Genomic DNA, 19976 nt, shown 5'->3' with positions numbered 1-19976 from the left:
AATCTATGAAAAAATATATATTGTTTTTTTTAATATTTTCTATATCTGTATTGTATGGTCAGCTTCAAATATTCAAACCATTTAGACAATTACATACAATAAATACAGAGAAATTTGAAATAATATTTCCTATTGAGTCTAGAAGAAGTGCTGAAAAATTAGCTGGTATTGCTGATGATATTTATGAAGAGTATTCTAAAATATTAAATAGCACAGTATACGGCAAAATTCCAGTAGTAATCACTCCTGATATAAATTTATTTAATTCTGTAGCAGTACCCGTTCCATATCCAAGAATAATATTATTTGATACAGCAGAATCTGGCGAGCTTACCATAGATGAAGATAATTTTAGAGGTACATTTATACATGAGCTTGTGCATTTACTTAGTTTAAACTCTGAAAAAGCTGGTATTCAAACAAGAATTTTTGGAAGTTGGGCTTCACTTGTTTTTATTAATACACCCGGGTTTATGCTTGAAGGTGTTACTGTGAGTATGGAGAGTTATAAAGGCTTTGGCAGAGCTAATGACCCATTAGTAAAACAGAGATTAAGACAAGATATATACGAAGGAAAGTTTAAGACACCTATGCAGGCTAGCGACCTTTGGAGAAAAAAACCTTATGGAACTGTATATTATGAATATGGCGGGCTTTTTTCAAAGTATTTGCAAGAGCGTTTTGGAATGGATAAGTATAATGAACTTTGGGAAGCTATGAGGCATAAATTCTCTTTTTCTTTTAATGTATATAATGCAGGATTTTATGGAGCTTTTAAAAAAGTTTATAATATAGATTTTCTTGATGTATGGGGTGAGTTTCAAAATTATATTATGATTAAAAATATTAATCCAAGCGAAGCTCTTAGGGTTAATGATAAAGAAACATATATTGAAGATATAGATTCTTATGATGATACGCTTTATTATATAGATTCTAATCTTGGTGCTTTATATTCATACAAAAAAACAAGAAACAATGAAAACAATAAAAAAGATTTAAAATTTGAATTTCTAATAGATAAAAGTTCTGAGAGTTTGGATATTTCTGCAGACGGTAAAAGGGCGTTAATTGTATCTTATACTTATAATGCTGGGCTTTATAGATATATAGTAAAAGAATATGATTTAGAAACAAAAAGAAGAACAAAAAGAAAATGGTATGATTTACAATATGCAAGTTTTTTTAGAGGCGGTATAATAGGCATAGGTAAAGATTTGCATAATACTACTTTTATCTATATTGATGAAAATAATAATAGAGAAGTATTGCTTGAGCCTAATGATACTATTACTTATACTTCTCCTACAGTAATAGATGATAATACAGTAGCTTTAATTGTTATAGACAAAGGTATTAAACATATAGCAATTTATGATTATAATAATAAAACTCTTAAATATGTTAATACACAAGATAATACACTTAATTATGTGCGTTATTTAAGATATTCAAATAATAGGCTTTTATTTTCTTATAATAATGATGATAGTTTTTATAGGTTAGGGGAATTAGATTTAAATGCTAATAGAATAAGATTATACAATAAAAATTATTCTGGAGGAGTATTATCATCTGTTAATGTTTTAGAAAATGGTGAGAATGTTGTTTATTATAAGGGAAGATTTTCTCAATACGATAGATTAATGACAGAAGACACCACTATTAATCCAGAAACAAAAAATATAACCCTAACAGATAAAACAATAGAAAAGTATAATTTCTCTCCTCAAATGGAATTAGGAAAACATAACCCTTTTAAATATATTAAACCTTGGTCTTTATGGTTTCCTTTCCCATTATTTAATGAAACATTTCAATATTTCTTTAATGGTATAGGATTAGCTACTGCTGTATCTTCTGTAGAGTTTGATAATCTTTCTATATTGATGATTGGTTATGATATACCTTCTCAGTTTTTACAAACTCAATTAGATATGACATTTAATGATTTGCTTTATCCTATAAATTTTCAATTTGGAAGCGATATAGTTTATTCAACTTATAGTAAATATTGGAGAGTAAGCAGTGCTATTAATATGCAATTTAATCTCTTTACAGAGAGTGATAAGGTATTATTTTATATAGCTCCTACAATATCTACAGCATTATTTTCTGATACAATATACTATAACAATCCTCTTTATTATCAAAGTGCTTTTAATTGGAAATTTTCTTCTTGGACTTTTAATACTACATTAGCTGCTATTTTTAGATTTAAATCTGCTTCTGATAAACCATATTTTAATGACTTAGTTCAAATAGCGCTTTATCCTACTTATTCTGTAAGGTATAATAAATTTGCTCTAGATTTTAAAACATTATTTCAAACAAGATATGCCCCTATTAGAGTAAGTTTTTATGGTTCTTATGCATTTGATACTACTGCAGCATTTAATGGAGCTTCAAGAGTTTTCGGCGGAAGATATGTTGCGGCACCTAGTGAGTTTTATAATTATGTAAGCCAACAGAAATACAGCGATAATTATTTTCTTGCTGGTGATATAGAGCTTTTTGGTTATTTGGATGCTCAGTTTAATTTGAGTCATTTATATTTTGAAAACTTTTTTGCTTCACTTTCTTATAGGGGAGCTTATTATGCTAAAGATTATATGCAGTCTGTAGCATTAAAGGTGGGCTGTGATTTAAGCGTGCTTGTTTTGCCGTATAATGTACTTACTGCTCAGCCTTATATATCTTTAGCACTAAAAATGCCTGAAAAAATTAGTGATAACATATCTATTAATGATTTATATATAAATTTCGGCTATCAGTTTGCTTGGTAGATTATCTGTAAGTTAATTTTCTTGTTCTTTTTCCCGCAGCTACACGGTGTGGACTTCGTCAAAGTTGCAAAAAGTGCAAATAATAAAATAATACTAATTATATTTTAATATAAATTATTAAATTAAAACTAAAACAATATAAACATAATTCAGTTTTCAAACAAGTATATTATTTACTAAAATAGCTTTCCAATTTATCTTCATCTATGTTTAGAGAAATAAGTTTTTTGCTGCTTTTCTCGCCCTTTAATATTTCTACATCTTTTTTCTTTAAATTAAGTTCACTCGATAAAAAATCTATTATTGCCTTATTTGCTTTGCCGTCTATGGCTTTGGCAGATATTCTTATATAATATATTCCATTTTCTTTTTTAAAACTATTTGATTTAGCTGATGCTGTTACTTTTACTTCTATATTCATAATAACTATTTTTCTAAACTTTTGGTATTGTAAATCTAAAACCAAGAAGCACTTCATTATATATTTTTGGATTTATATCTATTAAGAATTTATATCCTACTTCCAAAGCAACCCAGCTTGTAATATGATAAACAAAACCAATACTCGCACCAAAAGCAAGAGCATCTTGACCAGTTTTAACTTGTTCAGTAATTTCTTGATTTATAACACTTCCAACAGAAAGTCCAAAGTAAATAGAAAGTACTGGGTAATCTCTAAGTAAAATATCGGCTCTTGTATCAAAATCTAATTTTCTATCTGTAAAATAAAAATTAAGGTCATAATAAAAACTTCCAAGTATATAATGCTGTCTATATGTATTATCAACTAAAATACTTTGAAGAAAAGAATATTCAAATTCAAATCTAAAAGGAGATACTCTATTTTTAGAGGGTACTCTATAACCTAAAGAAAAACCTCCTCCAATAAAATTAGCAAAATTAATAGTTTCACTTCCAACATTATATGCATTATTAATATCAAATGCATAATTAAATTTAGGAGTAATATATAATTCTGCAAATATTATTTGAGGCAATATTAAAAATAAAATGATAATATATTTCTTCATCATAATCCCCTAAAAATTTAATCTCATAGAAAGAAGCACATCATGATTGAGATTAATAGCCGTATCAAGTAATAATCTATATCCAAGCTCTAAAGTAATTGTTGGATTTAAATGAAAACCAAAACTAATATTAGGTCCATACATAAAAGCAAAATTATCATTATAAGAATAGTTCTTTACAAGTCCAAACTTTTCATTGAAAGAAGATGATAAACTATAATCAATATTTCCTCCTAAAGAAAAACCTAAAGATATAGTCATTATATGCCTTTTGCCGTTTCTATATATATTATTTTCTTCTCCGTCATAATTAATATAAATTAAGTTAATATCATAATAAGCATTAAAAAGCATGCTATGTATATTAATATTATCTATATTGTTTGGATAATTATTTACTTCTAATCCATTTTTATATAAATATTCAAACTCAACTCTTATAGGCGAATATTTTGAAAGTATATTAAAATTATAACCAATGCTTGCCCCAGCACCAACAAACATATTATTATTGCCTTTTATAGAATAAATAAATTTTGGGGATATATAAACTCCATTTTGAAAAGAGTATGATATATTAGCAAATGATAAACATATTACTACAATTATTAATATTTTTTTTATCATAATTTTTCCTTATTTTACTTTCAACAAAACTAAAATAAAACCCCAATAGCAATTCTCGGAAGCGGTATAAACCTAAGCAAATATGTATATGATAGTCCTATATCAAGCAAAGATATATCTATAAATGGTCTCACCCCCGTATCAATTCCCATTCCTCTTGATAAATCTATCCTAAAGCCCATTTCTCCGGCAACAAAAGCATCAAAATATATTCTATCTTTATTTATTCTATTTACTACTCCAGCTTCATTTGTAGAGTATTCTTTAATTTTAGCTATATGAAGTGTAGCTCCTACTTTAGGCATTAAAAAGAAACCAGAAGCTCTATTTCTTTTATTAAAATAAAATCTCATTCCAACAGATAAAGGTATTGAATATGTTTCAGTAAATTGCGGATTAGCAATATTAGTCATAAAACTGCTTGCTATATAATTACCTAAATCTATATCTAGTTCCATTTTATTCATTATTCTGTATGTATAAGTTAATCTAAAACCAAATTTACCTTCAAAGTTTTGCTGTTTGGCATTTTTTACTATTTGAAAAGGCAGGCTAAATAAAAGCGGTCTTGTTGTTGTTATAAATAAAGTAGTTCCGAAATCTATACCAAGAGAATGTCTATGCGATTTTAATCCATTTTCAAATAAAAGTATTTCAGCATTTTTATCATTAGTTAATGTTACATATGAAGGAATTTTATCTGAAGGTACTATATCTATAACATCATAGTTCATGATAAAATCAGATTGAGCAAAGATGGTCTTGCTATATAAAAATAAAAAACATATTAATAATTTTTTTATCATTATAAGTCCTTAAAACCGTATAGTTACTCCAATTCTCGGAAATAAAGATAATTTAAGTGATGTTACAAAATCAACTGCGGCAGGAAAAGTCTCCCACAGAGGTAAAAATTTAGTAATATCCACAAATCCGCTTCCAAAAAAGCCAACTCCCTCTCTAACATCTCCATAAACTCCAGACATAGACGAAGTAATATAATAACCAATTTCAAACAGGGAAATATCTAAATAAGTGCGAACCTTCCAATCTTTTTTAGGAAATAAATCAATAGTCCAGCCAAGCTCATATGATACATAAAAAGTAGGGTCTATAGTAGAGCGTTTAGTTTTGAATCCTGTAAGTCCGTTTTGAGTTACTATATCATATATTACAGTTTCAATGCCGAATCTAATAGTATTTACAAACTCTCCATTTTTACCAGATAAAAGTTTTACACCTATTGTGATAGGCAGATAATAAAAGCTTCCTTTAAAAACAGTATCCCCTGCTAATAATGAAGCTATGTCTCCTATATTGCCTGGTAGATTTGGAACCTGAGCATGGTTGGTAGCTAATATTAAAGCATTTTCTGGAGTAATTGTTAGAGTATATTCTAAATGCTGAAGAGAAGCAGAAACTTCTAATCCTATTCCTTTGTATAAATAAAATGTATAAGATATATTTGGTACATACCAGAAACTTCCTTCTGTATCAACATAATCAAAAAAAGTTAGATAATCATCAAAGTTTATTTGAGCTATAGAAGTAAACGTATCAACATTATATAAGAGGTTATCAGCTAAAGGAGGAAAAATAACTGAATAACTTGGAACTGCATTTATACTTATAGACTGTCTTTTTTGTTTCCACTCATCTTTATCATTATAGGAAAATGGATGCAATATGTTTTGGTATATCATTATTATGAAAGGCACATAAATAAATATACAAATAAAAATCTTTTTCATAAATATTATTAAACATATCACCCCACTAAAAAATAATTAAATAAATACAGTATTTTTTATATAGGGTATTTTTGATAACTATCAGGGTCTCCTTTACCATTTAATATATCTAAATATTCTTGTATTTTTTCTTTTTCTTTCTCAGTAACATTAGCATTTTTTACAACATTATCAACTTGTGTATTTCCATCACTTTGACCTATACCTGTAATTACTCCCAATGCATTTTCTTCGCCAACTATATCTATAATTCCATTTATAGCATTTTTCTCTTCTTCATTTACTTTTACAGTATGTAGGTTGCTTCCATCAGGTACTGCTATAATATAATCTCCATTATTTTTATCATCTTTATATATTCCGCCAAGACCAGCTATTGTGCTGTCTAGTGTATAATTTCCTTCACTATTTCCGCCTGTTATACTAATAGTATTACCGCTTACATTAACACCAGCCCAATTACCTTTTGCTAATTTATCTAAAAAGAAGTCATCTCCAGGTCCTGTTTTGGTTAAATTAGTTTGTCTACATGATAATATAGTTATTAATATAAAAATTATATAAAATACTTTTGCTCTTTTCATTAAAAAGTCCCTAAAAATATACTTAACTATATATAAATATACAATTTTTATAAATAAAAACAATATTTTAATATTATAATAATCGACTTTATGTATTAAAAAATTAAATTTACATATTTTACACTTGACAGAAAATTTGAATTGAAGTAAAATTTAATGTAATAATAAAATATTATTAAGGTTTAGAAAATTGTATTCACAAAAAAACAGTAAACATACTACATATATAGTTAATTATCAAGAAAGTTTTAAGAGAATTATTATCAACAAATATTATAAAATGAATAGGTATTCTATAGACTTTTTTGTTGCAGGATATAAATATAATGACGGTAAGGATATTATAGAATTATTGTCTAGAAATGAGCCTCTTAATCTTATAAGAGAATATTTTATTGGTTATGACCCATTTGCTATAGCGGTTTATGATGAGAGATGCGAGATAAGGCTTGGATATGTACCTAAAATAATAGCTCCTCTTTTAACATACAAAATGGAAGATGAAAATTATAAAATAAGAGCTATAGTAAAAAATGTAAAATTAGAAGAGAGAGATGATTGTAAATTAGAGATAAGAGTTTTTATAGAAAAAGCTTTGAAAAAGGCTAATTAAAAGATTATTATGATTGGAAGAGTAGTAGTTAAGACAGAGTCTGATTTTAAAAAAATAAAAGATTTATATATAAAAGAACCTTTCAAATATTCTATATATGTTCTTACAGGAAAAGAGAGATTATTTAAAAAAGCATTTATCACTTCTATGCATTCTCTGATTTTTAAAGATGAGGGTGATAGCGAGATGAATTACAGCCTATTTTATGATAAAAATGATGCTGTAGGTTATTCTCCTTTGGAAGTAGCTGATACTCCTCCTTTTGGCTCTAATATAAGGCTTGTTGTTATATACAAATACAATAATTTTCAAGAAGATTTTTTGGAATATTGTATTAATCCTTCAAAGTCATCTATAATAATATTAGAAACAGAAAACAGCTTAGAAGAAGATGGTATATATAAATATTTTTCAAAGAAAGACAATGTAGATTATATTCATTTTATAGATTTTCCTATTCCTGATGAGAGGGATTTTCGCTCATTAATTACAGCGTATATAAACAAAAATAATAAAAAGATTTCTAATGATGCTGTTGATTATATAGTTAATAATATTAATTTAGATTATGATTCGCTTTATTCTGAATTGGATAAAATATGCAGTTATAATGATAAAGAATATTTGAATGTTGAAGATATTATGGATTTTACTTATGTGTCTAAAAATAGAAATATATTTGATTTTTTAGATTCTGTATTTGAAAGAGACAGGAAAAAATGTTTTTCTATTATGCATAGATTAGACCAAGATGCTTCTAGTTCACTTACTTTGATGATGAATAATTTTTTGGCATTGTATTATATGAAGATATTCCCTCCTCAAACTACTTTAAATGATATAAGTAAATTAACTAAAATACCTCATTTATACTAAACAAAAAAAAAGCAAGTATTAAAACTTTATTCATTGAATGAGATAGTAAATATAATCTCACAAATATCCAAATTAAATACATTGAGCGTTACAACACCAAATAATATTTTTAAAGCACATTTTGAACTTTTTTTATTTTCAATTACAAAATAATTAATTATATAATATCTGTGTTGCAAATAAAGAAAATAAATATTAAAATATTAACTTAATAATACAACTTATAAGGAGAAAAATATAATGTCAAAAAAAGTTTTAGTACCATTAGCTGAAGGTTTTGAAGAAGTAGAGGCTGTAACTATTATAGATATATTAAGAAGAGCAAATATAGAAGTAACAACTGCTTCTTTAACTGATAATTTAGAAGTAAAAGGCTCACATGGTATAGTATTAAAAGCTGACACTATATTAGACAAAATTATAAATGAAGATTTTGATGCTATAGCACTTCCTGGCGGCATGGGCGGAATGAATAATTTAAAAAATGATAAAAGAATCATATCTAAACTTCAGAAAATGTATGAAGCTAAAAAATTAGTATCTGCAATATGTGCTTCTCCTATAGTATTAGGTGAAGCTTCAGTTATTAAAGGCAAATATACTTGTTATCCTAGCTGTGAAAGCATGGTTAAAGGCGGAGAGTATGTTGAAAAAGATTTAGTTGTGATTAATGATAATGTTATTACTTCTAAAGGTCCTGCTACTACAGTATTTTTTGCCTTAGAATTAGTAAAATATTTACTTGGAAATAATGAAGAAGTTTCTAAAGGTTTACTTGTACCATTAATTAGATAATATGTTGATTTATTTGTATTTATGAATATATTATAATATGTAAAATATTTTTTATAAGGATATGTAAATTGAAAGTTATAATACCAGCAGCAGGTGAAGGCACCAGATTAAGACCGCACACAATAACAAAACCAAAACCTATACTTCCTATAGCAGGTTCTACAATTATAGATTTTATTATGAAAGAGGTATTGGAGTTAGAGAATCTTGAAGAGGTTATATTTATAGTAGGATATTTAAAAGATAAGATGATAAACTACTTAACTTCTAAATATAAAGATGTAAAACTTACTTTTGTAGAGCAAAAAGAGTTTAGAGGATTAGCTCATGCTGTTTCACTTACTAGAGAGCATATAAAAGATGATGATAAGCTTTTTATTATACTTGGAGATACAATATTTAAGCTTAATTTATCAGAAATAGTAGCTAAAAATGAAAATGCATTAGGAGTATGTGAGGTTGATAATCCAAGCAGATTTGGTGTTGCTTTGCTTGACAGTAATGGTGTTATTACGAAGCTTATAGAAAAACCCAAAGAGCCTGTGAGTAATTTAGCTTTAACAGGAATGTATAATATAGTAAGTTCTAAAGAGTTATTTGATGCTATAGATTATATAATTAAAAATGATATAAAAACAAAAAATGAGTATCAATTAACAGATGCTTTAGAGCATATGATACAAAATGGAAGTGTGTTTAAAACATTCAAACTTGATGGTTGGTATGATTGCGGTGAGAAAAACACTATGATAGAAACAAATAAAACTATAATCACTCATAGCATACTCAGTAAATGGGTAAAAGATACTGCTATAATACCTCCTGTTTTTATTGAAGAGGACGTTAAAATTAATAGGTCTGTTATAGGTCCTTATGTGCATATAGGAAAGAATTCTAATATAGAAAACTCAATATTAAAAAACTGTATAATGTTTGAGGAAGTGGATATATCAAATGCTTTAATGGAAAATTGTATAATATCTGAAAATGCACATTATAAGGGAAAGACTAATTCTATGGATATGGGTGCTTCTATTAATATTGAGCAAAATTAAATAATTATTAGAGCCATTATAAAAAATTGTATAATTAATATTGTTATACTTATAATTGTATTCATTACAAAAAGAGAGATAGGGTAGTCGCTCATTATTATTGTAAATTTAAACTTCTCAAAAGTGGATATAAAAGCATATATTAAAAAAGCTATAACTATTTCTATATAATTATTTATTGATAAAAAATAATGAAACAGCATCACTAATAATGCTAAAAATAAACTTTGAGATATAGAGAAAATTTCAAAATAATAAATCATTTTTAATCTATTATCCCAATTTCTTACCCCAGGTAAAATTTCTCTTGTATAATAGTATTTTTTAAAATATGGAATCTCAGATATAAATCTTATAAATAAAAACTTAATTAAATAAGCAGCAAAGAAAAGCTCTAAATATTCTACAATTAATTTTTCCATAAACTCAAAAAAATATTATTAAAAATTAAATAAATACCACTCATCGCAATTCTTACAAAACTCTAAACTTTTTAAAGTATTCTCTTTATAATAGTTTTCTAATTTTGTCCAAATATTCTCCAAAGTCTCTTTATATATAGACGCTATAAGTTTTTCTTTATTTATATCAAATCTGCAAATATAAATGTCTCCATAAGCATCTATAAATAAATCCCTAGCTAAATGCCAGCAGCCTACATTTATTAAAGGAGTCATATCTCCAATTTTTTTATTTTCTACAATTCCTCTGTAAGTATAATATTTCTGCATTATAATCTCTATTTTATACTTATCAAAATATTTGTAGTATGAAGCCAAATAATCAAAATTATCATTTTGTTTTGTAATTTGAAGATATGTGTTTTTTGGCTCTCTTATAAAATAATAATCTATATTAGAAAGTATTGTTTTTAAATGGTCTTCTTTATAAATTGCATTAAATACATTTTGCTCTACAGTATCTAAATGAATTATTACATGCAAATTATTATTTTTCTCTTGAAGCATAAGAAGTTTTTTAGCTTTTTCTTCATCTAGTAAAACAGCATTAGTCTCTAAATATACATTTACATTTTTATTTGAAATAGCGTATTCTAATATATCAAAAACATCTTTATTTAAAAGAGGTTCATAATAGCTTCCTATTGATAAATGAAAATCATCACAGAAATCTACTAGTTTATCATATATTGTTTTAAACTCTTCTAGGCTTAAATTTTTCTCTTCTTTGTTTATTTCATTTGAAAAAGCATTAGATGATAATAAGTTTTTATTTATTAAGTTTTGTCTGTTATTAATATCTATTTCAATATATGAAGGCAAAGTTCTTCTTAATGAAGCTTCTTCTCTTATAGCCTTACTAATTTCATCATAATTTTTATATTTTATTAGTTTTGATATAATTAGAGCATTTCTTTTACTATTTGCAAATAATGATACTCTATAATATCTCATATCATATTCAGACACTAATATTTCTATTTCAAAAAAGTTAGGGTCAATAAATACGATATCTTTTATAGTATTTTCTGTTATATTAATATTTTTTGTTTTTATGCAATTAAATAATTTTTCAAAAGCATTTCTTCTTATTATAAAAGGTATGATTCCTTCAGGATAATTTTCTCCATAAGTAAAATATGATATGTTTTCATTATGTATTTTGGTGAGCTTTACAGTTTCATCTATATTAAACATAGGCATATTATTTGGAATATATATAATATTGTCATAGTTTTCTGTTTCTTTATATATATTGTTCAAATAATCTTCAGTAGTATTTGCAATATAATTTATATTCTTTACATCGCAATTAAGTTCCTCTTTTAAGAGTTTTATTTTATTAGAGAAATCTTCTAAAAATATTTTTGAATATTCATTTTCAAATGATTCATCAACAATTATAATGAATTCCATTAAAAACACCTCATATATAATCTAAAATAGTTTTTGGGCTTCTTATAACCAAATTGCATAAAGCACAAACATAAAAATCATCATGCTCAATATTTTCCATATTATCATACATATCATTAAAATCATAAACGTCCATTTTCTCAAATGTATTATTATTAATATCTATTATTTTTAATATATTAGTAGAGGCACAATATGGACATCTATATACAAAGTCTTCGTTAATATTTCTTATGTTTATTTTTTTGTATTTATTTTTAGCATATATTTTAAATCTATTATTAATATATCTATGCGGAAATATTTTTATATAATCATCTAATGATATTTTTTTCAATGGATAAGCTTCTATAGATTCAAATTCTTTTTTTGCTGTGCTAAAGAGATTGTTTAAAGTTATATTGTGTAAATTAAGCACATCTATAAACTTATCATTAGTAAGCTCATAATTGTTTAGAGTTGCATATTCAGGATAATCGCTTATAACAATTTTTGATTCATATCTATTTTCTTTAAATAAGCCAAACTCACCAAAACAATATTTATTATCTTTAGAGTATGCAAATAATCCTGCTAAAGAAATTTCATTATGCTTATATGAATAATCACAATATAACACATCGCTAAAACTTTTTATATAATTGATAGCAGTATCATCATCTTTTATATTATGTAATATTTTTTCATCACCAAGTATATTTTCTATATATTTCATAATTTTTTATTAGTCTGAGTAAGAAGCTAATAATTCCTCCTGCTCTTTTTTAAATAAAGCATCAGTAATTTCTGTTATTTCCCCGTCCATAAATCTATCTAATTTGTATAATGTAACATTAATTCTATGGTCTGTCACTCTGTTTTGAGGGAAATTGTAGGTTCTTATTCTTTCGCTTCTGTCTCCAGAACCTATTTTATCTCTTCTTTCTTTAGCTTCTTTTGCCTTTCTTTCAGCTTCTTCTTTTTCGTATATTCTTGCTCTTAATACTTTTAATGCTTTCGCTTTATTTTTGTGCTGACTTTTTTCATCTTGACACTGCACCACTAAACCAGTAGGCAAATGGGTAATTCTAACGGCACTGTCAGTTGTATTAACTGATTGACCTCCCGGACCGCTTGAACGAAATATATCTACTCTTATATCTTCATCTTTTATTATTACGTCGCTTTCTTCTGCTTCAGGCATAATTGCTACAGTTGAAGCTGATGTATGTATTCTTCCGCCTGATTCTGTTGCTGGTATTCTCTGAACTCTATGCGTACCGCTTTCAAATTTTAAAGTTCTATAAGCATTCTTTCCAGAAACAGAAAATATTACTTCTTTATATCCTCCAAGCTCAGTAGGGCTTATATCTATTATCTCCATTTTAAAATTGGCCCTCTCTATAAAACGGCTGTACATTCTAAACAAATCCCCCACAAATAAAGCAGATTCATCTCCTCCAGTGCCAACTCTTATTTCTACTATTATATTTTTGCCGTCATTTTTATCTTTTGGAAGAAGTAGAAGCCTTAAATCATTAATGATATTTTCTTTTTTTTGATTTAATTCTTCTATTTCAAGCAATGCCATATTTTTTAATTCTTTATCAGTGTCAGAATGATTAAGCATTTCATTTGCATCTTCTATTTCTTTCAATACTGTTTTTAGTTTTTTATATTCATTTACTATGTCTTCTATTTCTGACTTTTTTTTCATTAAATCCTGTATTACTCTATTGTCTTTTATATTTGCATCATTTAATTTGTCTACTATATCATTGTATGTGTTTTCTACAGATGAAAGTTTATCTATTATTGACATAAAAATTATTATTCTCCTAAATATTGTTTTTTATTATATATGAATAAAGATATTTATCAACTATTGTATTTTAATCAATATTAATATAAAAAAATTATTATAAAAAAATATTTTTTTTATGTATTGACTTTATTTTTTTGTAGGTTAATATTTCCTCTTGTTTATCTGAATATTTTTATTTTATCTAATTGTATTAAGCTTTTTTATATAAAGCTTTTAAAACGCAAGCAAAAAAGAAGCTGTAATTGTTCAAGCATTGTTTATATGTATATTTTATTTTTTGTCGAAACTACAAAACTTTGATGAAATAAAAAATATTACTATCAAAAAAAATAATAATTAATGATAATTAATAATGATGAGGAAAACTATGGAAAAAAATAAGATGTTAGAGCTTACAGAAGGAAATGTAAATAGAGGGCTTATTAATTTAGTAGTACCTATGATACTTGGCAACCTTTTAAATATAGCCTACAATATAGTTGATACAATTTGGATTGGTCAGATGATAGGACCTAAAGGGCTTGGAGCTATTGCTGTTAGTTTTCCTATAATATTAATACTTCAAGCTATTGCTTCTGGTGTTACTGTTGCTGCGAATGTTTTGATAGGTCAATACTTTGGTGCTAATGATAAGGATTCTGTGCTTTATATTTCTAGAGTTTCCACTACTATGAGTGTAATACTTTCTTTAGTTTTGGGCTATATTAGGATATATATTTGCACCTATGCTAATGAGATTTTTGAATGCTGCTGATAGTATAATGGAATATTCTGTTAGCTATTTTAGAATTAGTATGATAGGTTTTCCATTTTTATTTTATTATTTTTTAATATCTGCTTTGCTTAGGGGAGTAGGTGATACTGTAAGACCTCTTATATTTTTAGCTATAGCTTCTATTGTCAATGTAATATTAGACCCTATAATGATAAAAGGATTATTTGGTTTTCCTGCTATGGGTTTAGATGGTGCTGCTTATGCCACAGTATTTTCTCAAATTCTTTCTGTAATTGTGAGCATAATATATTTAAAAGTTAAAGATAGTATAGTTCGTGCTAATCCTCTTAGAATAGTTTTTGATGCTAATATAACTAAATTAATGTTTAAGATAGGTTTGCCTTTTGCTGCTATGCAATTAATAATTTCTATAAGCTGGTTATTTTTAAATAGAATTATTAACACTTATGGAGAAGAGGCTTCTGCTTCGGTTGCTGTATCTATGAGGGTGGACTCTTTATCATTTTTACCGCTTTTAGCTTTATCTGCTGGTATTGCTACTATGGTTGCTCAAAATATTGGAGCTAATAGAATGGATAGGGTAAAAGAGATATATAAGGCAGGGCTTAAAATAGGAATAGGGCTTTCTAGTTTTATGGCACTTTTTTCTGTGTTATTTCCAGAGCTTATAGTGAGATTATTTACTTCAGATATGAGCGTATTAAAATATACAAAAAGTTATATATATGTGGTTATGCCTTCTATAATAATGCTTTCTGTGATGTTTGCTACTAATGGTGTTATTAATGGGGCTGGAAAAACTTTTATACTTATGATATTTGCTTTTGTAGCTCATATACTTATAAGAGTTCCTCTTGCACATTTCTTATCTACAAAGATGGGTTTGTGGGGAGTATGGACTACTATGGCTATTGTAAACTTTATTAGTATGTCGCTTATACTTATTTATTATTTTACAGGGCATTGGAAAAAAGGAGCTAATATAGCCAGTCATTCTGCTACTAAAGAAAATGAAGCTTAAAATGATACTTGAAACATTGAAGCAAATAAAATATACTGGTTGTTGTAATTCATAAATATTAATAAAGGCTTTTATGCAAAAAATTGACATAGATAATTTGAATCCTATTATAAAAGAGTTGCTTAAATTAAGGGGAGTAGTTTCAAAAGAAGATATTTTTGATTTTTTCTTTCAAGATATATATTCGCTTTCTAATCCATTTAATATTAGGGATATGAATGCTTTTGTAGATAGGCTAAAAGAAGCTATAGAGTATAATGAAAAAATATTGATATATGGCGATAAAGATGCTGACGGTGTTACTGCTGCTTCTATAATATATAATACTCTTAAGGCTGTTACAAAAAATGTTGAAGCTTTTGTTCCTAATCATGAAGTGGGATATGGGCTTTCAAAAGATGTCATTGAAAGTTATGCTAATTCTGGGGTGAGTTTAATCATTACGGTTGATTGCGGTATATCGAATGTTGAAGAAGTTGAGTTTGCAAGAGAACATTCTATAGATATTATAGTAACAGACCATCATGATATACCTGAAATACTTCCAAATGCTTACTTAATATTTAATCCTAAACTTTCAAATACTGGTTTTGTTTCCAAAAACTTTTCTGGGTGTGCTGTTGCATTTAAGCTTATGCAGGCATTTGTTTTTTCTTATACCAAACTTTATAACAAAGATATCATTATATTAGATTATGAGATAGATAAAAATACTGATAAGTTAAAAAGAATAAGAGCATTAAAGTCTACTAATTTTGTTTATAGTGATGATGTATTTGGCTTTGAGCTTGTAAATAATGATAATGCTTACAAATCTATTTATTTAGATTATTATGAAGAGTTTTTGTCGGAAGATGAAGTTTTAGAAGAGTTAGCTAGTTATATGTTTGAGGGGGAGAATGTTGTATTGGTTTTAACTGGCGGAGAGATTAGGCTTAAAAAACTTCTTAGACTATATGAAAAGTATGAGCTATATTTGCCTGAATATGATAATGTTTATGATTTACTTCAGTTGGGGGCTAATTATGGCGGAGTTAATATCAAATCAGTAAAAACATTAGATGAGTTTGCCTTGCTTCTTAAAGTTAATATATATAAGTATGATAATATTCTCTATAGAGACTTAATAATAAAAATGGAAATTTTTAGAAGAATGTATTATTTAAGTCAAAAGCAATTGCAAAACTATATAAAAAGAGAATCTATATTAGTATTGTTTGGAACAGTTGCCGATGTTGTACCGCTTATTGAAGAGAATAGGGCTTATATAAAATGTGCTTTGGCAGAATTGGAAAAGCCTAATCATATAAGGTATAATGTGATACTAGAGAGAATAAAACTATTAAACACTAAAGTTGATACTCAGGCTGTAAGCTGGAGACTTGCCCCTTTTATTAATGCTGCGGGTAGAATGGGAAAGCCTGAATATGCTTTAAGGCTTTTAACTTCTGAAACTAGAGAAGAGGCTTTTCAATTGTCTGAAGAAGTTTATAATTTAAACGAAACAAGAAAATCTCTTACAGAAAGCAATTTTAATATAGTGTGCGAATATATAAAAGAAAATAATTGCATGTCTTATCCTATTATAATAGTAAAGAGTGATTTAATAGATAGAGGTTTAACAGGTCTTATAGCGGGTAAAGTTTTAAGTCAATATGGAAAGACTGCTGTTATACTTTATGAATCCAAAGAAGATGGAGTTTGTACGGGTAGTATTAGAAGCAGAGGTGATGACAATGCTCGCGATATGCTTGAGTATTCTAGTGTTTATTTAGATAAGTTTGGCGGGCATAAGAATGCTGCTGGTTTTACTGTGAGTGTAAACAATTTTGAAAAGTTTGCTAAAAAAATTATTAAATATGCTTCGGAAGAGAATTTTAACACTTCAAAAGATGAAAAGACTTATGATTTGGAATTAGATTTTAAAGATATTAATATGCAGTTTGCTGAGTACTTAGAGTTATTTGAGCCTTATGGTTTTGCTAATGAAGAGCCTGTATTTTTTACAAATAGGGTTACTATAAACTCTATAGAAAAAATAAATAAAAATAATAAGATTCATTTAAAACTGCAATTACAAAAAAATGGCAGCAGAGCTAATGCTATAATTTGGAGTTCATCAGAAGAAGAATGCTCTAAATTGGAAGCTTCAAATTTTATAAATATTTCGTACAAGATAAAAATAAATAGATTTAATGGCAGCAAAGAAGTAAAGATTTATATAGAGAATTATGAGATAAATTAAAATATTTTAGTATATACCTAAACAATTATAATTTGTCAATTTTTATTTATTTGAAAATAGAACCATAATTTATTAAGGATATAAAAACTTATAATATATTATTAAATATGCTTTATATCTAAAATAAACTCTTATTTTTGTGTAATAATAAGCAATTAAACCGCACGTATAGAGTGTATTGAATAAATGTAGTCAATACCGTGCGTATAGGTGCTGCGGCTCACAGTTGACAAACTTAAAAAATTTTACTATTTTATTGTATAATAATTTTTAAATCTATTTTATAATATTTTAAATACTTTATAATAGTCTAAAATCTATAAATAATTTATTGCTTAGGAGTCATATTTATGAAAACAGATATACAAATAGCACAAGAATGCAAATTAAAAAGAATAGATGAAATAGCTAAAATGCTTAATCTTACAGATGAAGATTATGAGGTTTACGGTAAATATAAAGCAAAGATAGAATTATCAGTTTTAAATAAATTAAAAGATAAAAAAGACGGTAAATTGGTATTAGTAACAGCAATAACTCCAACACCAGCAGGAGAAGGAAAATCAACTGTTACAATAGGTCTAACACAGGGCTTAAACAAAATAGGTAAAAATGCCGTTGCTGCTTTAAGAGAGCCTTCACTTGGTCCTGTATTTGGAATTAAAGGCGGAGCTTGCGGGGGAGGTTATGCTCAAATTGTTCCTATGGAAGATATTAATTTACATTTTAATGGAGATTTCCATGCTATAGGTTCTGCGCACAATTTAATATCAGCTTGTATTGACAATCATATTAAACAAGGAAATGAATTAAAAATTGATACCAATAAGATAATATTTAAAAGAGTTGTTGATATGAATGACAGGGCTTTGAGAGATATCGTTATAGGTCTTGGAGGAAGCGAGAACGGAGTTACAAGACAATCATCTTTTCAAATAACTGTTGCTTCAGAGATTATGGCTATACTTTGTTTGTCTAATTCTTTAATGGACTTAAAAGAGAGAATAGGAAATATAGTATTTGCTTATGATGTTAATGATAATCCTCTAAAAGTAAAAGATTTAAAAGTTGAGGGAGCTGCTTGTGCATTGCTTAAAGATGCCATAAAACCAAATTTAGTTCAGACTCTTGAGAATACTCCTGCTATAGTTCATGGAGGTCCTTTTGCTAATATTGCTCATGGCTGTAACTCAATACTTGCTACAAAATTGGCTTTAAAACTTTCTGATTATACTATTACAGAGGCTGGTTTTGCTGCTGATTTGGGAGCTGAGAAGTTTCTTGATATTAAATGCCGTGTTGCTGGGCTTAAGCCTAATTGTATAGTTTTGGTTGCTACTATAAGAGCTTTAAAACATCATGGCGGAGCTTTAGAACTAAACAAAGAAGATTTGAATGCTTTAAGTAAAGGTTTTGAAAATTTAGACAAGCATATTGAAAACATGAAAAAATATAATGTGCCTGTGGTTGTTGCTATTAATAAATTTGTTTCTGATACTGATAAAGAAGTAGAATTAATTAAAAAACATTGTGAAGAGATGGGTGTTGATATTTCATTATGCGAAGTTTGGGAGAAAGGCGGAGAAGGCGGAGAGGATTTAGCAAAAAAGATTGTAAAAGCAACTTCTGAAGAGTCAAATTATAAGCCATTATATAATTTAGATAAACCTATAAAAGAAAAGATTGAATACATATGTAAAGAAATATACGGAGCAGGAGAGGTAAAATTCTCTAATAAAGCTAATAAAATGATGAAAAAAATAGAATCTATTGGCTTTGGAGGTTTGCCTATATGTATGTCAAAAACACAAAAGTCAATATCAGATAACCCAGCACTTTTAAATGCTCCTAAAGGCTATACTTTAAATATTGATGAAATAAAACTTGCTTCAGGTGCAGGTTTTATTATTGCTATGGCAGGCGGAATTATTGATATGCCTGGTCTTCCAAAAGTGCCAGCAGCATGCAATATAGATATAGATGAAAACGGCAAGATTACAGGTTTATTTTAATTTTGTATGAGCTGATTTTTGAATATAGTTAAAATTTTGAGTTTGTAAATTTTTATTGTTATTTTTCCCGCGTACGAGCTGTACCGCCTTGCCGCACGGTAATGCTATGCTTTAATTATAACTTCTTAGTCGTGCGGGGGAGTGCATTTTAATGTACAATTAA

17 protein-coding genes and 1 pseudogene are annotated in these 19976 nt (G+C 27.1%); 8 read left to right on the top strand and 10 right to left on the bottom strand.

Annotation, left to right across the window (positions count from 1 at the left end):
- The first annotated feature begins 5 nt into the window (after nt 1–5).
- On the top strand, nt 6–2786 hold the full coding sequence (locus tag BPP43_RS06385; protein ID WP_015274502.1) for a trep protein: 2781 nt from the start codon (nt 6–8) through the stop codon (nt 2784–2786).
- 169 nt (nt 2787–2955) lie between these two features.
- On the opposite strand, the gene BPP43_RS06380 is transcribed toward BPP43_RS06385, so the two are convergent.
- From BPP43_RS06380 to BPP43_RS06355, 6 genes are read right to left on the bottom strand one after another with little or no spacing between them, the layout of a single operon-like run.
- Nucleotides 2956–3207: a DUF167 domain-containing protein gene (locus tag BPP43_RS06380; protein WP_101503085.1), complete on the bottom strand. Its 252-nt coding sequence runs from the start codon at nt 3205–3207 to the stop codon at nt 2956–2958.
- Nucleotides 3208–3220: 13 nt separating this feature from the next.
- Complete coding sequence (locus BPP43_RS06375) at nt 3221–3817, bottom strand: tia invasion determinant (RefSeq protein ID WP_015274500.1); 597 nt, start codon at nt 3815–3817, stop codon at nt 3221–3223.
- Nucleotides 3818–3826: 9 nt separating this feature from the next.
- A complete protein-coding gene (locus tag BPP43_RS06370) occupies nt 3827–4444 on the bottom strand; it encodes a tia invasion determinant (protein ID WP_015274499.1) in 618 nt (205 codons plus the stop codon).
- A 29-nt stretch (nt 4445–4473) separates the two neighbouring features.
- The gene (locus BPP43_RS06365) at nt 4474–5250 is read right to left on the bottom strand and encodes a hypothetical protein (protein ID WP_014932442.1); all 777 of its coding nucleotides are present in this window, start codon (nt 5248–5250) and stop codon (nt 4474–4476) included.
- A gap of 9 nt (nt 5251–5259) precedes the next feature.
- Nucleotides 5260–6195 (bottom strand): hypothetical protein, encoded by a 936-nt coding sequence (locus BPP43_RS06360; protein ID WP_015274498.1) that lies wholly within the window; start codon nt 6193–6195, stop codon nt 5260–5262.
- 56 nt (nt 6196–6251) lie between these two features.
- The gene (locus BPP43_RS06355) at nt 6252–6779 is read right to left on the bottom strand and encodes a hypothetical protein (RefSeq protein WP_015274497.1); all 528 of its coding nucleotides are present in this window, start codon (nt 6777–6779) and stop codon (nt 6252–6254) included.
- Between the two features lie 190 nt (nt 6780–6969).
- Between BPP43_RS06355 and BPP43_RS06350 the strand changes: the two genes are divergently transcribed.
- The 4 genes from BPP43_RS06350 (at nt 6970) to BPP43_RS06335 (ending at nt 10118) form a co-directional block, all read left to right on the top strand.
- Nucleotides 6970–7392, top strand: coding sequence for an HIRAN domain-containing protein (locus tag BPP43_RS06350; protein ID WP_015274496.1), 423 nt, complete (start codon nt 6970–6972; stop codon nt 7390–7392).
- Nucleotides 7393–7401: 9 nt separating this feature from the next.
- Nucleotides 7402–8268 carry a DNA polymerase III subunit delta gene (gene holA, locus BPP43_RS06345; protein WP_015274495.1) on the top strand — a complete coding sequence of 289 codons (867 nt, stop codon included), beginning with the start codon at nt 7402–7404 and terminating at the stop codon, nt 8266–8268.
- 240 nt (nt 8269–8508) lie between these two features.
- A complete protein-coding gene (locus BPP43_RS06340) occupies nt 8509–9063 on the top strand; it encodes a DJ-1 family glyoxalase III (protein WP_013244616.1) in 555 nt (184 codons plus the stop codon).
- A gap of 68 nt (nt 9064–9131) precedes the next feature.
- The gene (locus BPP43_RS06335) at nt 9132–10118 is read left to right on the top strand and encodes a sugar phosphate nucleotidyltransferase (RefSeq protein ID WP_013244617.1); all 987 of its coding nucleotides are present in this window, start codon (nt 9132–9134) and stop codon (nt 10116–10118) included.
- Here the strand turns inward: BPP43_RS06335 and BPP43_RS06330 are convergent.
- The 4 genes from BPP43_RS06330 to prfA are packed head-to-tail and all read right to left on the bottom strand — an operon-like array spanning nt 10115 to nt 13796.
- Nucleotides 10115–10540 (bottom strand): hypothetical protein, encoded by a 426-nt coding sequence (locus tag BPP43_RS06330; RefSeq protein WP_013244618.1) that lies wholly within the window; start codon nt 10538–10540, stop codon nt 10115–10117. The genes BPP43_RS06335 and BPP43_RS06330 overlap by 4 nt on opposite strands.
- Nucleotides 10541–10558: 18 nt before the next feature.
- Complete coding sequence (locus BPP43_RS06325) at nt 10559–11995, bottom strand: spiro-SPASM protein (protein ID WP_015274494.1); 1437 nt, start codon at nt 11993–11995, stop codon at nt 10559–10561.
- A 10-nt stretch (nt 11996–12005) separates the two neighbouring features.
- Nucleotides 12006–12710 carry a hypothetical protein gene (locus tag BPP43_RS06320; protein WP_013244620.1) on the bottom strand — a complete coding sequence of 235 codons (705 nt, stop codon included), beginning with the start codon at nt 12708–12710 and terminating at the stop codon, nt 12006–12008.
- Nucleotides 12711–12719: 9 nt separating this feature from the next.
- Nucleotides 12720–13796 carry a peptide chain release factor 1 gene (gene prfA, locus BPP43_RS06315; protein WP_014932451.1) on the bottom strand — a complete coding sequence of 359 codons (1077 nt, stop codon included), beginning with the start codon at nt 13794–13796 and terminating at the stop codon, nt 12720–12722.
- Between the two features lie 370 nt (nt 13797–14166).
- Here prfA and BPP43_RS06310 point away from each other — a divergent pair.
- The 3 genes and pseudogenes from BPP43_RS06310 to BPP43_RS06300 all read left to right on the top strand — a co-directional run bounded on the left by BPP43_RS06310 (nt 14167) and on the right by BPP43_RS06300 (nt 19813).
- Nucleotides 14167–15556, top strand: a pseudogene (locus BPP43_RS06310) (MATE family efflux transporter).
- Nucleotides 15557–15629: 73 nt separating this feature from the next.
- Nucleotides 15630–17801: a single-stranded-DNA-specific exonuclease RecJ gene (gene recJ, locus BPP43_RS06305; protein WP_015274493.1), complete on the top strand. Its 2172-nt coding sequence runs from the start codon at nt 15630–15632 to the stop codon at nt 17799–17801.
- Nucleotides 17802–18151: 350 nt separating this feature from the next.
- On the top strand, nt 18152–19813 hold the full coding sequence (locus tag BPP43_RS06300) for a formate--tetrahydrofolate ligase (protein WP_013244624.1): 1662 nt from the start codon (nt 18152–18154) through the stop codon (nt 19811–19813).
- Nucleotides 19814–19976: the final 163 nt, after the last annotated feature.

Source organism: Brachyspira pilosicoli P43/6/78, assembly GCF_000325665.1.
Taxonomy (GTDB): domain Bacteria; phylum Spirochaetota; class Brachyspiria; order Brachyspirales; family Brachyspiraceae; genus Brachyspira; species Brachyspira pilosicoli.
Note: the sequence above shows the minus strand (reverse complement) of the source record. Positions and strands in the feature narration are given on the sequence as shown.

Excerpts from the sequence above, each read along its gene's own strand:
- holA (WP_015274495.1), top strand. The coding sequence starts at position 7,402 with ATGATTGGAAGAGTAGTAGTTAAGACAGAGTCTGATTTTAAAAAAATA.
- BPP43_RS06380 (WP_101503085.1), bottom strand. The coding sequence starts at position 3,207 with ATGAATATAGAAGTAAAAGTAACAGCATCAGCTAAATCAAATAGTTTT.
- BPP43_RS06320 (WP_013244620.1), bottom strand. The coding sequence starts at position 12,710 with ATGAAATATATAGAAAATATACTTGGTGATGAAAAAATATTACATAAT.
- BPP43_RS06360 (WP_015274498.1), bottom strand. The coding sequence starts at position 6,195 with ATGAAAAAGATTTTTATTTGTATATTTATTTATGTGCCTTTCATAATA.
- BPP43_RS06325 (WP_015274494.1), bottom strand. The coding sequence starts at position 11,995 with ATGGAATTCATTATAATTGTTGATGAATCATTTGAAAATGAATATTCA.
- BPP43_RS06330 (WP_013244618.1), bottom strand. The coding sequence starts at position 10,540 with ATGGAAAAATTAATTGTAGAATATTTAGAGCTTTTCTTTGCTGCTTAT.
- BPP43_RS06300 (WP_013244624.1), top strand. The coding sequence starts at position 18,152 with ATGAAAACAGATATACAAATAGCACAAGAATGCAAATTAAAAAGAATA.
- prfA (WP_014932451.1), bottom strand. The coding sequence starts at position 13,796 with ATGTCAATAATAGATAAACTTTCATCTGTAGAAAACACATACAATGAT.
- recJ (WP_015274493.1), top strand. The coding sequence starts at position 15,630 with ATGCAAAAAATTGACATAGATAATTTGAATCCTATTATAAAAGAGTTG.
- BPP43_RS06340 (WP_013244616.1), top strand. The coding sequence starts at position 8,509 with ATGTCAAAAAAAGTTTTAGTACCATTAGCTGAAGGTTTTGAAGAAGTA.
- BPP43_RS06355 (WP_015274497.1), bottom strand. The coding sequence starts at position 6,779 with ATGAAAAGAGCAAAAGTATTTTATATAATTTTTATATTAATAACTATA.
- BPP43_RS06370 (WP_015274499.1), bottom strand. The coding sequence starts at position 4,444 with ATGATAAAAAAAATATTAATAATTGTAGTAATATGTTTATCATTTGCT.
- BPP43_RS06385 (WP_015274502.1), top strand. The coding sequence starts at position 6 with ATGAAAAAATATATATTGTTTTTTTTAATATTTTCTATATCTGTATTG.
- BPP43_RS06365 (WP_014932442.1), bottom strand. The coding sequence starts at position 5,250 with ATGATAAAAAAATTATTAATATGTTTTTTATTTTTATATAGCAAGACC.
- BPP43_RS06375 (WP_015274500.1), bottom strand. The coding sequence starts at position 3,817 with ATGAAGAAATATATTATCATTTTATTTTTAATATTGCCTCAAATAATA.